Genomic DNA, 12347 nt, shown 5'->3' with positions numbered 1-12347 from the left:
TTATTAGCGAATTGGACATTCAAAATAACGTGGATCGTCCATACAACGTAAGCGCTTCATAAGCTGAACGAAATAAGCATCGTAATAACCTGAAAGAACGTACTGATTACGTATTTTGGCAACCATTACGTCATAACTTTGCTTCTCATAAAAAGAGACATCTACCCAATAATAAGCAGGTAAATGATTTTCCCATTGTGTCGCACGATTCGTCAGCAATTGGCTATTTTGAACAAACCATCCTCGAATTTTCCGGCCAAAATTAGCAGGATAAGCTTGCGGCTTAATAATTAAATTGACACCGAAATATGCCAAAGGAAAATTAATGACTTGAGTATTTGGTCCAAATTCTTTTTGTAAGTTATACGGCAATAATCCATACACTGGGGCAGCAATAATATCGATTTTATTTTGCTTAAACTGCGCAATCGCGTTAGATAAATCGACATAAACTGGCTGAGCACCTACACTTCGTACCAGTGCTTGTTGTGGTGGATTGTTGGGTAACACCCCAATACGCTGATTTCTTAATTGAGCGACTCTAGAGAGGTTCTTATTTTTTAGAACCATGTAAGCAGTTCCAATGGGAATCATTCCTATAGCTTCATAATTCTTAGAAACTAACCTTTTTTCAATTGTTGGATGATTTAAAAGCTGCAAAAAGCTTTTGGCCGTACGGTTATTAGGAATAAGCCCTATACCCGCGGTACTTCCCATAAACTGGTTATAACGATAAGTATTGAAATTGGATGCAGCTAAACCCGAACATTTCCCATCATCAAAAGCTTGTATGGCTTGCTGTTCTTTTTGATAGGTAACCACTTTAAATTTGACTTGATATTGTTGGGCATATAATCGAATGTCATTTAAACGACGAGTAATATCCCCTTGGGACCCAATTGGATCATAGGCACACCATACCTGATCCTCGGCCCAACTCGCAACAGCTGTTACGCTCAAAACAAGAGCTAAACAAATTTTTTTCACTTTCAACCTTTTTATCTTTATCGGCAATTTGACTGCCTCATCAGGTATTTCTGTTCTTATTTAAAGTTTAATCAAAATTTTATTTAGTGCTATGAACATTTAAACATAATAAATAGTCATTAAAGCAAATTGGGTGTTCTAACTGAAAACCCGTTGCTGGCAAATGTTTTGCATAAATTCTTTTACCTGAAATTTGGTTTGATTCTAAAGTTAATTCTGGCAATCCCAATTGTTTTTGAAACCACACAATAACTTCATGTAAAGGTAATGGTTGATTATTAGTCACAATATAGCTTGCTTGATGACTTTCGTAATCAGCCATAAAAGCCAAAAATCTTGCTAAATCATCAATATGTATTCGATTGCTATAATGTATATTTGGATAACTTTGATTATTTTCAGCCATTTTCTTTAAGCGGGCAATGGAAGTTCCATAAATACCTGTAGGACGAACAATTACAGATTGAGTTGGATAATATTTTTGCCAGAGTAACTCCATATTACGCAATATGTGGCCTTGTGCATCATTTGGATGAATTTCACTAAAATCATCAATGATCTCCCCTGCATTTTCACCATACACCCGCGTAGAAGAGACAACAATTATTTTTTTTACTGGATGTATTTTTAATGCATCTCGAATCGGTTCAATACTATCTACATAAGTATGTTGGTAGCCCTCAACCGTACTCTCGTTTGGAGAAAGTAAAATATATACGACATCTACAGGTTCAATTTTACTTAAATCAAGTTTAAAGATATCTTGAACAAGATGTGTTGCGTAACTATCCGTTTTTACACTACGGCTGATTGTGGTAATTTGATGTTCTTTCTCAAATAGTTGTTTAGCAACACGCTGAGATGTTTTACCATAACCGATAAATAATATATGCATAGAAAACTCGTTGAGGGGACATGACTTCAGTCCATCAGTTACAAGGCGTTGGATCGGCTTCAGCAGCCCTACTCGAAAAACTAAATATTTTTACCACAGATGATTTACTGTTTCATCTGCCACGTGATTATGAAGACCGCAGTACGATTATTCCAATGAATCAACTGGTGGTTGGGCGGAGCTATTTACTCGAAGGAGAAGTCAAATCAATTGATTTCCCTCCCGGAAAGCGAAAATCTATGGCAGCCTTGGTGCAAGATGAATTCGGTAAAGTCACCTTACGCTTTTATCATATTTATAAAAACCTGACTGATAAAATAAAACCCGGTCATCGCTTACGTATTTTTGGTGAAGTCCGTGTAGGTGCTCGCGGCCTTGAGATGTATCATCCTGAAATTCAGCTCATTCATGAACATACACCCCTTCCAAAAACTCAGCTGACAGCAATTTATCCAAGTACGGATGGATTAACTCAACCCAAATTACGGGCATACGTTAAACAAGCTTTAAAGCATCATAGTGATGCCTTACCAGAGCTACTCCCAAAGCAATATACCAATGGCTATGCGCTTAAAGAGGCTTTGTATTACATTCATGAGCCTCCTGTGGATGCCAACATGCTGCAATTGGCTCAAGGCTCGCATCCTGCTCAGCAACGGCTTATTTTTGAAGAGCTGGTTGCACACCAAATTAGTTTACTTAATCGCCGTGCTTATATTCGTCAAATTGCGTCACCTGCATTTTCAAGCAGTAAAGTATTAGCTAAAAAACTATTAGAAGCTTTACCATTTCAAATGACCAATGCACAAAAACGTGTATCTAAAGAAATTTTAAATGACTTAAAACAACACCAACCTATGCTACGTTTAGTACAAGGCGACGTAGGTGCTGGAAAAACCCTTGTTGCCGCTGTAGCCGCTTGCCATGCTTTAGAAGCAGATTGGCAGGTTGCATTAATGGCTCCGACTGAAATTCTTGCAGAACAACATTATTTAAACTTTAAACGTTGGTTTGAACCATTAGGTGTAACCGTGGCATGGTTATCTGGCAAACAAAAAGGTAAAGCCCGTGCCCAAGCAGAACAACAGATTAAAGAAGGCCACGCGGAACTTATTGTCGGTACCCATGCCTTATTTCAAGACAATGTTGGCTTCGCTAAATTGGGGCTAGTGATTATTGATGAACAACATCGTTTTGGTGTAGACCAACGTTTAGCTTTACGCAATAAAGGTGCTGAGCAGTTCACTCCACATCAACTCGTGATGACAGCCACTCCGATTCCAAGAACTCTAGCAATGAGTGCTTATGGTGATTTAGACACATCTATAATTGATGAGTTACCTCCAGGCCGTACCCCAATTCAAACAGTTACGATTCCTCTTGATCGTCGAGAGGAAGTACTTCAACGTATTGCTTCAAATTGCAGAGATGGGAAACAGGCCTATTGGGTATGCACATTGGTTGAGCAGTCTGAGACTTTAGATGCTCAAGCAGCAGAAGCAACTTACCAAGAGATGAAAGAACGCTTTCCTGAACTCAATATTGGTTTGGTACACGGCAAAATGAAAGCTGATGAAAAGCAAGCCGTAATGCAAGCATTTAAAAATAATGAATTACAACTTCTTATCGCAACAACAGTGATTGAAGTTGGAGTAGACGTTCCTAACTCTTCCATTATGGTGATTGAAAATGCCGAGCGTTTAGGGCTTTCTCAGCTACACCAATTACGAGGTCGCGTAGGTCGAGGTGCTCAAGCTAGTTTTTGCGTACTTTTATATAAAACACCTCTCTCTCAAAATGGACAAGAGAGACTTTCTATTTTAAGAGAAAGTAATGATGGCTTTGTGATTGCAGAAAAAGATCTGGAACTACGTGGACCGGGTGAATTATTAGGGACTAAACAAACTGGGGATATGGGATTTAGAGTGGCTCGTTTAGAGCGAGATGATCACCTACTGAGTCAAGCCCACTATGTGGCACAGCAAGTTTTAAAAGATTATCCAGAACAGGCAGATGCTCTATTAAAGCGTTGGCTTCCTGAGGCGCCTCGCTACGCCTATGTTTAATTTTTTAAACTTCCAACATCTTATTCAGTTATTTTCACCTTGCTCATTGTGCGAGTTAGGCATGCGAGAAAAATACTCGCTCTGTAAAGACTGTTGGGAACAGCTACCTTGGCTTAAACAAACGATTCAACGTAATAATCACTCTGTTCTTGTGGCTTGTAATTATGCTTATCCGGTTAACCGGATTATTCAGCAGTTTAAATATGAACAAAAGTTACATTATCAGATCTTATTAGGTGAAATTTTAAAACAATTAAAATTTCCCAAGGTACAAGCGATCGTACCTATGCCCATTTCCAATCAACGTTTAATCGAGCGTGGTTTCAATCAATCATTACTACTTGCCAATATCTTAAGCAGACACTTAAAAATACCTGTTTGGCAACCGATTCAACGTTTAAACGAGCACTCTCAAAAAGGGCTTACTCGGCTAGAACGCTTTGAAAATATAGAACAACAATTTTTACCTCATCATCAAGAGAAACGACGTTATCGCCGCGTTCTCATTATTGATGACGTGATAACCACGGGAAGCTCTGTTCATGCGCTCAGTCAGGCACTTAAACAATTAGGCTGCACATCCATTCATACCGTGTGCCTAGCAGCGACGCCGAAGAGTTAGGCTATTGCACCGTAGATAAATACTCTTCACACCAAGGAATGACAATTTCTCGGGTCAATGGTGCAAGTTGAGTTTCCGAATCATTTAAATCTATCCACTTCATTTCTGCAATTTCGGCTGCAATTTTAGGTGCTTGGTCGAGCTGAACAAGGTATAAATGACTCACCAAAATATGATCTGGCTCATTGGCAGCTACTGTTTCGAAATGACCAATAAATTGCTCAATCACACAAGAGCTTCCGACTTCTTCTAAAATTTCGCGTTGCATGGTGATCTCTGGTGCCTCATTAGGTTCCAGCTTGCCACCTACTTGCATAAAAGCGTGTGTATTACGCTTTCTCACAAGCAACAACTGATTTTGCTCATTTAAGATCACTGCGGCAGCGACCGTAATTGTTTTCACCTATTTAACCTCGTTTATGGTTGGACATCTGCGTTTGTCCATTTTGGAGCAGGAGCCTGATATTGCTCAAATTGTTGAAGAATATCTTCAATTTTGTCTGATGCGATCAATTTATCAACGAACCGTGCTTGGCTGAATCCATTATCCACCGTTCCTTGAATCATTTTAAGTAAATCTTCATAAAAGCCCGCTACATTTAAGAAAGCACATGGCTTTTGATGAATCCCTAATTGCGCCCACGTCCATTGTTCAAAGATTTCTTCCAATGTACCAGCGCCACCCGGCAAAGCAATGAAGCCATCTGAAAGATCCGCCATCTTGGTTTTACGCTCATGCATATTCTCAACCACATATAATCTGGTTAAGCCCGGATGAGCTAACTCACGATCAACTAAAGCACGAGGGATCACGCCAATGACTTGACCACCTGCTTGTAAGGCGCTATCGGCCACCACACCCATTAGGCCTGAGCGACCACCACCATAAACCAAGGTCTTCCCTTGTTTTGCAATAGCCTCGCCTGTAGCTTGGGCAATTTTTTGGAAAATTGGGTTTGAACCAAGAGATGAACCACAGAAAATACAAATTGATTTCATAGTGTAAAAAACCGTTTTATTGAACTGTCATGCTGACAAACTAAACTATCGATAGAGTTTTTTTTTGCAAAATAGCGTATTGGCAAGTGTTTTTCGGCAAATCCTTGTCTAAAATACACCCATCCATTTCCATCAGACTGCGTGAGGAAAAAAGACACATGCTTGAAGCCTTTTATGCCACAGAACGCGGAAGTCTGGAAGATGCCACCATCAATGGTGGATTTGATCTACATCCCGAATTAGTCTGGCTTGATCTTATTGCACCCTCGCAAGAAGAGCAACAATGGGTATTAGATGCCTATGACCAAAATTTACCAACACTAAAGTCGCTTGAAGACATTTCATCTTCTGCACGATTTTACCGTGATGATGACGGTATTTTGCACATCAGTACTTATTTTTTAACGAAAAATAAAAATTATCAGGTGGATGGAGACGCTGAAGAGTCATCACATATGCTTGCCATGGTGCAAACCGTAGCTTTCATTTTACATAAAGACCGCCTCTTTACGATGCGTGGAGAAAAACTAGTTGCGTTTCGTGCCTTTCGTGCCCGTGCTCGCCGAAATGACTATGACATGGACTATAAAGATCCAACGTGGATTTTATTAGGCCTTCTTGAAGCAAAACTCGATGAGCTTGCGGATATCTTAGAAGATATCCACAAAGATTTAGAAAAATATTCCACCGAGGTTCTTAATAACCACCAACGTGAAAAAATTCTAGATCTCGATGACATGATTACACGCCTAGCTCAACAAGAAGACATGCTAGGGAAAGCGCAGCTTTGTCTCATTGATTTAAGACGTGTACTTACTTTCTTATCGCGTCCACGTGCATTAGGCAGTCATATTTATGATGCAGACATTCGAGAGCTCAGTGAAGATGTACGCTCACTGGTAGAACATGATGCGTTCTTATTCCAAAAAGTACGATTCTTACTTGATACGACGTCTGGATTCATTAACACAGAACAGAATGATACGATTCGTCGATTCTCGATCTTACCAAGTATGTTAGCTCCTCCGATGCTTATTGCCAGTATTTACGGTATGAACACAGACGTATTACCTTTTGCACATGGTACGACCAGTTTCTTCGTTGTTTTGCTGATTATTATGGGTTTCTTTATTGGGCCGATCATTTATTTCCGCTGGAAAAAATGGATCTAAGCTTTGTAATAAAATGCTAATTTCGAGCATAAAAAAGCACCTAAATATAGGTGCTTTTTTACATCAAAAACATCAGATCATTTGCAGATCATCCTGCAAATGACAGGCTTGAATGATCTTCAGCATTTTTTCAGGGACATTTTTAAAATGCAAACCAGTATTTTTTGGAGTCTCTCGTAACCATTGAACTAAAACAGCCAATGCCAAAGTACTACCATGCTCAAGCTCAGTTAAATCCACCACAAGTGGGAAGCTTTGCTGCTTCTTTATGATGGCCAAACCTGCTTGATACTGTTGTTCCGCATTTTCAAAATCAATTTTTCCCGAAACAACCAATTGTTGGTTGAGATACTGAACCACACGTCACCTACTTATTTCTTTTTGTTTTGATTAACAGCTGCGTCTGCATCAGGTTGGAACGTAGCAATTGCTTTATTTAAATCACCGCCATTGCGTTTCACTGTTGCAGCAAACTGATTACGGAACTGTAATCCTAGATCAATACCAGAAACATTGATATTACGGATTTTCCATTGAGTACCTTTGTCAGCCAACTGGAAAGAAACAGGAATTTTTTCACCATTGTGATTAAAGTCCAATGTCACTACAGGGTTTTTACCCGCAGTTGCCTTGTAAGGACGCATGGTATAGCTTTGATTTGTATATTTAGCAAATGCGCTACCGTAATTTTCAATTAATGTATTACGGAAGTTTGTTTCAAACTGAGCACGCTGTGCAGCTGTACTATACTGATTCGTCGCATAAGTACCCATCACAATACGAGTGAACGCTTGTGAATCAACATATGGGTCTAAGTTCTGACGTACAATTGATTTTACTAAAGCAGGATTGTTCTGCAACTTAGCATGATCTGCTTTTAAACGAGCGATCAAGCCATCAGCAACACGTTTGATAAAATCAGGTGGTGCTTCTGAAGGTGCAGCAAAAGCTGTACCTGCAATCATAGTAGACAAAAGACTTGCTGTCAGGGTTTGTTTAAACAACGTATTCACCTGGAACCACTCCTTCAAATAAACTTTTACTCAACAAATGACGGCTGTGCACTGCTGTCGGTACTTGCAGGAGCTTTTTCTTCTGCTGAGGATGAACCAGCGGCAACTTTACCTGCGCCACCACCAGTAATAAATTTACTAATTAAATCTTCTAAATCCATGGTTCCTTGGGTATTTGAAATTGTATCGCCACGTTTAAGATAGTTTAAACCACCACCTGGAACGACTTTCAAATATTTCTCACCCAACAAACCATTGGTTGCAACCATTATATAAGCATCTTCATCAATACTGGTGATGGAGGACATGTTACTGATCAGTTGCTGTTCCATTGCTTTTTGTTGCTCTGGAGAAGCCTGCGTATAATCAGAACTATAACGTAGTTCATCTAAAGCATTTTTTTGAACTTCTTTTAGCTGCTCAGCATTAAAGCTTGTCAATTTTCCATCTAAACCAAAGGTTACCGTAGCCAAACGCGTAACTGGATCAAGGGTAATTGAATCAACACGACCAATTGTGACACCGCTCATCGTTACTTTAGCACGAGGCTTTAAACCATTGACGTTATCAAACTGAGCCTTCATGGTATAACTATCATTTAAATTAGTACCAACAAGGCCACTAACTTTCATGGCTAAAAAGAACAAGGCAATACCGAAGATAATAACAAAGATACCTACGGCCAGCTCACTACTACGTGATTTCATTAAATCCCTCCGAACATGACCGCAGTCAACACGAAATCAAAACCTAAAACACATAATGAAGAATATACAACTGTTCTCGTCATTGCAGTTGCGATTCCTTCTGGAGTTGGATCACATGCATATCCTTGATATACCGCAATCCATGTACATAACAAAGCAAACACAATACTTTTGATAATGCCATTTACGACATCATGCCCAAATTGCACGTTGTTTTGCATACCGCTCCAGAATGAGCCTTCATCGACGCCAAGAAAATCGACACCTACCATTTTACCGCCCACAATACCAATCGCAGCAAAAATGACAGTTAGCATCGGTAAACTGACCACTCCCGCCCAAAGACGGGGTGATACGATTTGTTTTAATGGGTCAACCCCGATCATTTCCATGCTGGCAAGTTGTTCACTTTGCTTCATTGAACCAATTTCTGCTGTTAATGCAGAACCTGCTCGACCAGCAAATAATAACGCAGCAACCACAGGTGCCAATTCACGCAGCAATGTTAAAGACACCATTGTACCTAGCATTGATTCACTGCCGACGTTCACTAAAATTGAATATCCTTGTAAACCCAGTACCAAACCAATAAATAGGCCCGACACAGTGATAATTAACAAAGACATCACCCCTACCCGATGCATTTGGTAAATAAATCGTCCAAACCCACCAGATGAAGGAAAAGAAAAAACAATTTGTAAGAGCATTAGTGCCGCAACACCAATCCCTCGAATCCGCTCAATAACGAGTCTACCTAACCAGGCAATCGTATTCATGGACGAACCTCGTTATCTAAATAGGCTTGATGACTAAATTGGTATTCAACCGGTCCTTCTGCCGAACCTGTTAAGAATTGGCGCACAAATGGAGAAGCATATGCCTGTAATTCTTCTGGTGTTCCTTCCCCCTGAATTTTTCCTTCTGCTACTACATAAATGTAGTCAGCAATAGAAAGGGTTTCGGGAACGTCATGCGAAACAATAATTGTGGTTAAATCTAAAGCTTCTCGCAATGAACGAATTAAACGTGTCAACACGCCTTTTACAATAGGGTCTTGCCCTGCAAACGGTTCATCGTACATGATTAAATCAGGGTCAAGCGCGATCGCACGTGCTAAAGCAACACGACGGTTCATACCACCTGAGAGTTCTGTAGGCATTAATTGTTCAGAACCACGCAAGCCTACTGATTCCAGTTTTAATGCAACCAGTTCAGCAATTAGATTTTCAGGAAGCTTGGTATGTGCTCGAATCGGAAATGCCACATTTTCATAGACCGACATATCCGTAAATAAAGCACCACTCTGAAATAACATTCCCATACGTGCACGGGCTGAAAAAAGTTCCTGACGAGACATTTTTGCAATATCTTTACCGTCGAGCAAAACTTCGCCCTGATCAGGAACTAACTGTCCACCGATCAGACGTAATAATGTTGTTTTACCTGTACCAGAAGGTCCCATAATAGCCGTAATCTGGCCACGACGTATATTTAAACTAATATTGTCATAAATGACGCGTTCCCCTCGATTAAAACTCAAATTTTTCACTTCAATAAGTGGTTGAGTCGAGAGAGGAGTTTTATTATTCATAATGGCAATCGTTCCTGCACTTTTATGCACGCATACTATAACACTGAAAATTGGCAAACTTGTTGTTATTTTGACAAAAGCAAAGCTAACTTAGTTGGTAGAAATAGAAGAGGTATGTTCGTAAAAAGAGGTTAATTCAGAAATTTGAAACTGCTCAATAGAACTTCCAGTTATAAAAGCATAGGCAAAATAAACCCCATTACACAAAACAAGTGCAATAAAAAGATAAGGCAAGCCGTGCTGAACTAATAAGTTCTTCAACTGTGCCATTATTGTTTCTTTTCGTTTACTTCTACTCATTATTTAATAAAAAATTGAACTAATTCACACTTTGTTATTTTATAACAAAACTGAAAAATAAGAAAGGCCAGTATTTCTACCGGCCTTTCTTTAAACAAACTATTGATTAACGGTCGAATTTACGACGCGGTTTGTCATCAAAGCTACGACGTGGACGATCTTCACCACCGAAGCTACGTTTTGGACGATCTTCGCCACCAAACGCTGGACGCTCACCACGTGGTTTATCATCAAAGCTACGACGCGGTTTATCGTTAAAACCACCTTCGCGACGTGGACGATCTGAGTTGAACTCACGACGTGGACGATCTTCGCCACCAAATGATGGACGCTCGCCACGAGGTTTGTCATCAAAACTACGACGTGGACGATCTTCGCCACCGAAACTACGTTTTGGACGATCACCAAAACCATTTTCACGACGTGGTTTGTAATCTACGCGGTTACCACGGTTGTCATCATTTGAGTCAAAACGCGGTTTATCGTTGAACCCACCTTCACGACGCGGACGATCTGAGTTGAACTCACGACGTGGACGATCTTCAAAACCACCTTCACGACGTGGGCGATCTGAATTGAACTCACGACGTGGACGATCTTCACCACCGAATGGACGTTCACCACGTGGTTTGTCATCAAAGCTACGACGTGGACGGTCATCACGACCACCTTCACGGCGTTTGAAGTTGCTTTCGCCTTCAAAACGACGACCACCGCCAAAACCGCCACCACGACGACCATCACGACCACCGTTGCCGCCACGACCACGACCACCGCCATCACGACCTGAACGAGCAGGAGGTGGAGATGGCTCTAAGCCTTCAATTTCAGAAACACTTAAACGTGCATCTAAATAGTCTTCAAGCGCACGGATTTTACCGCGTTCACGATAAGTCGCTAAAGTAATTGCTTGACCTGTACGACCAGCACGACCTGTACGACCAATACGGTGTACATAGTCTTCGTGTTTCATTGGTAAACCGAAGTTAATTACGTGAGAAATTGTCGGTACATCAAGACCACGTGCAGCAACGTCTGTCGCTACCAAGATTTTTGCACGACCTTCACGAATACTACGTAAACGACGGTTACGAACTGTTTGTGGCATTGCACCGTGAAGTGCAACTACAGAGTGACCTGCTTCTGCAAGTTCTTCAGCCAACATATCTGTATCTTCTTGAGTGCTCGCGAATACAACCGCTTGATCAAGAGTTTCATCAGCCAACCAGTGAGTCAGAAGTTTCTTCTTGTGTTCGAAACCATCAGTCCAGTGTAAAGTTTGGGTGATGTCAGTGTTTGTACTGTGACCTGTTTCAATTGCAATACGCTCAGGTTCATTCATCATGCGTTCAGCAAGACGAATAATACGGTCAGCGAAAGTTGCAGAGAACATTAATGTTTGACGACGGTTACCAGCTAAATCGCTGATCGCTTCTAAATCTTCAGAGAAGCCGAGATCTAACATGCGGTCAGCTTCGTCAACGATTAAAGCTTCAACTTTATCTAACTTTAATTGACGACGGTTTACTAAATCTAATAAACGACCTGGAGTCGCAACAATAACTTGCGCGCCTTTAAGCTGTTGGATTTGCTTACCAAAAGGCATACCACCCATGATTGCAGCAATACGAACACCTTTCATGTGACGTACGAAAGCAATCGCATCTTGGCTAACTTGTTGAGCCAATTCACGTGTTGGGCATAAAACTAAAATGTTAGGTTGGGTCACAGCTTTCATACGTTCTTTGAACGGAACAAAAGTTTCTTGACCAGCTAAATTATGTAATGTCGGTAATAAAAATGCCGCAGTTTTACCAGAACCAGTCTGGCTAGATACTAGAAGGTCTTTTCCTTCTAAAGCTGCAGGAATAGATTGTTCTTGCACAGGAGTCGGGGTAGTAAAACCTAAACCTTCAAGCGCTTGTTGTAAGGTTTCATGCAAAGAAAATTCGGCAAAAGTTTTGCTCATAGAGAGTTTCACCCTAGTGGGTGCTC

General features: G+C 40.6%; 14 protein-coding genes. 3 read left to right on the top strand and 11 right to left on the bottom strand.

Features of this window, described 5'->3' with window-relative positions:
* Positions 1-3 precede the first annotated feature (3 nt).
* Both WBW42_RS05550 and WBW42_RS05545 read right to left on the bottom strand, forming a co-directional pair.
* Positions 4-987, bottom strand: a complete 984-nt coding sequence (locus WBW42_RS05550; RefSeq protein WP_032057360.1) for a putative solute-binding protein — start codon at positions 985-987, stop codon at positions 4-6.
* Between the two features lie 79 nt (positions 988-1066).
* Positions 1067-1882, bottom strand: a complete 816-nt coding sequence (locus tag WBW42_RS05545) for an NAD(P)H-binding protein (protein ID WP_032057359.1) — start codon at positions 1880-1882, stop codon at positions 1067-1069.
* A 20-nt stretch (positions 1883-1902) separates the two neighbouring features.
* Between WBW42_RS05545 and recG the strand changes: the two genes are divergently transcribed.
* Together recG and WBW42_RS05535 are read left to right on the top strand one after the other, a co-directional pair.
* Complete coding sequence (gene recG, locus WBW42_RS05540) at positions 1903-3948, top strand: ATP-dependent DNA helicase RecG (protein ID WP_019767455.1); 2046 nt, start codon at positions 1903-1905, stop codon at positions 3946-3948.
* Positions 3941-4570, top strand: a complete 630-nt coding sequence (locus WBW42_RS05535) for a ComF family protein (protein ID WP_016806074.1) — start codon at positions 3941-3943, stop codon at positions 4568-4570. The genes recG and WBW42_RS05535 overlap by 8 nt, the downstream gene beginning before the upstream one ends.
* A 1-nt stretch (position 4571) precedes the next feature.
* On the opposite strand, the gene WBW42_RS05530 is transcribed toward WBW42_RS05535, so the two are convergent.
* Together WBW42_RS05530 and WBW42_RS05525 are read right to left on the bottom strand one after the other, a co-directional pair.
* On the bottom strand, positions 4572-4973 hold the full coding sequence (locus WBW42_RS05530) for an NUDIX hydrolase (protein ID WP_005078355.1): 402 nt from the start codon (positions 4971-4973) through the stop codon (positions 4572-4574).
* A 14-nt stretch (positions 4974-4987) separates the two neighbouring features.
* Positions 4988-5569 carry an LOG family protein gene (locus WBW42_RS05525; RefSeq protein ID WP_005067248.1) on the bottom strand — a complete coding sequence of 194 codons (582 nt, stop codon included), beginning with the start codon at positions 5567-5569 and terminating at the stop codon, positions 4988-4990.
* 158 nt (positions 5570-5727) lie between these two features.
* On the opposite strand from WBW42_RS05525, the gene WBW42_RS05520 reads away from it, so the two are divergent.
* A complete protein-coding gene (locus tag WBW42_RS05520) occupies positions 5728-6741 on the top strand; it encodes a magnesium and cobalt transport protein CorA (RefSeq protein WP_002116978.1) in 1014 nt (337 codons plus the stop codon).
* A gap of 72 nt (positions 6742-6813) precedes the next feature.
* On the opposite strand, the gene WBW42_RS05515 is transcribed toward WBW42_RS05520, so the two are convergent.
* The 7 genes from WBW42_RS05515 to WBW42_RS05485 all read right to left on the bottom strand — a co-directional run bounded on the left by WBW42_RS05515 (position 6814) and on the right by WBW42_RS05485 (position 12321).
* Entirely contained in the window at positions 6814-7101 is a 288-nt protein-coding gene (locus WBW42_RS05515; protein WP_005078357.1) for an STAS domain-containing protein, read from the bottom strand.
* An 11-nt stretch (positions 7102-7112) separates the two neighbouring features.
* The gene (locus WBW42_RS05510; RefSeq protein WP_002116826.1) at positions 7113-7754 is read right to left on the bottom strand and encodes an MlaC/ttg2D family ABC transporter substrate-binding protein; all 642 of its coding nucleotides are present in this window, start codon (positions 7752-7754) and stop codon (positions 7113-7115) included.
* 26 nt (positions 7755-7780) lie between these two features.
* On the bottom strand, positions 7781-8461 hold the full coding sequence (gene mlaD / locus WBW42_RS05505; RefSeq protein ID WP_005067241.1) for an outer membrane lipid asymmetry maintenance protein MlaD: 681 nt from the start codon (positions 8459-8461) through the stop codon (positions 7781-7783).
* The gene (gene mlaE / locus WBW42_RS05500; protein ID WP_002117010.1) at positions 8461-9237 is read right to left on the bottom strand and encodes a lipid asymmetry maintenance ABC transporter permease subunit MlaE; all 777 of its coding nucleotides are present in this window, start codon (positions 9235-9237) and stop codon (positions 8461-8463) included. The genes mlaD and mlaE overlap by 1 nt, the downstream gene beginning before the upstream one ends.
* Complete coding sequence (locus WBW42_RS05495; RefSeq protein WP_002116999.1) at positions 9234-10052, bottom strand: ABC transporter ATP-binding protein; 819 nt, start codon at positions 10050-10052, stop codon at positions 9234-9236. The genes mlaE and WBW42_RS05495 overlap by 4 nt, the downstream gene beginning before the upstream one ends.
* 90 nt (positions 10053-10142) lie before the next feature.
* Positions 10143-10352, bottom strand: coding sequence for a hypothetical protein (locus WBW42_RS05490; RefSeq protein ID WP_025465417.1), 210 nt, complete (start codon positions 10350-10352; stop codon positions 10143-10145).
* A gap of 106 nt (positions 10353-10458) precedes the next feature.
* Complete coding sequence (locus WBW42_RS05485; protein ID WP_016143582.1) at positions 10459-12321, bottom strand: DEAD/DEAH box helicase; 1863 nt, start codon at positions 12319-12321, stop codon at positions 10459-10461.
* Positions 12322-12347: the final 26 nt, after the last annotated feature.

The organism is Acinetobacter sp. LT1 (assembly GCF_059800965.1).
This window is presented reverse-complemented; position numbering and strand designations above follow the sequence as displayed.

Excerpts from the sequence above, each read along its gene's own strand:
- WBW42_RS05545 (WP_032057359.1), bottom strand. The coding sequence starts at position 1,882 with ATGCATATATTATTTATCGGTTATGGTAAAACATCTCAGCGTGTTGCT.
- recG (WP_019767455.1), top strand. The coding sequence starts at position 1,903 with ATGACTTCAGTCCATCAGTTACAAGGCGTTGGATCGGCTTCAGCAGCC.
- WBW42_RS05535 (WP_016806074.1), top strand. The coding sequence starts at position 3,941 with ATGTTTAATTTTTTAAACTTCCAACATCTTATTCAGTTATTTTCACCT.
- WBW42_RS05525 (WP_005067248.1), bottom strand. The coding sequence starts at position 5,569 with ATGAAATCAATTTGTATTTTCTGTGGTTCATCTCTTGGTTCAAACCCA.
- WBW42_RS05520 (WP_002116978.1), top strand. The coding sequence starts at position 5,728 with ATGCTTGAAGCCTTTTATGCCACAGAACGCGGAAGTCTGGAAGATGCC.
- mlaD (WP_005067241.1), bottom strand. The coding sequence starts at position 8,461 with ATGAAATCACGTAGTAGTGAGCTGGCCGTAGGTATCTTTGTTATTATC.
- mlaE (WP_002117010.1), bottom strand. The coding sequence starts at position 9,237 with ATGAATACGATTGCCTGGTTAGGTAGACTCGTTATTGAGCGGATTCGA.
- WBW42_RS05495 (WP_002116999.1), bottom strand. The coding sequence starts at position 10,052 with ATGAATAATAAAACTCCTCTCTCGACTCAACCACTTATTGAAGTGAAA.
- WBW42_RS05490 (WP_025465417.1), bottom strand. The coding sequence starts at position 10,352 with ATGAGTAGAAGTAAACGAAAAGAAACAATAATGGCACAGTTGAAGAAC.
- WBW42_RS05485 (WP_016143582.1), bottom strand. The coding sequence starts at position 12,321 with ATGAGCAAAACTTTTGCCGAATTTTCTTTGCATGAAACCTTACAACAA.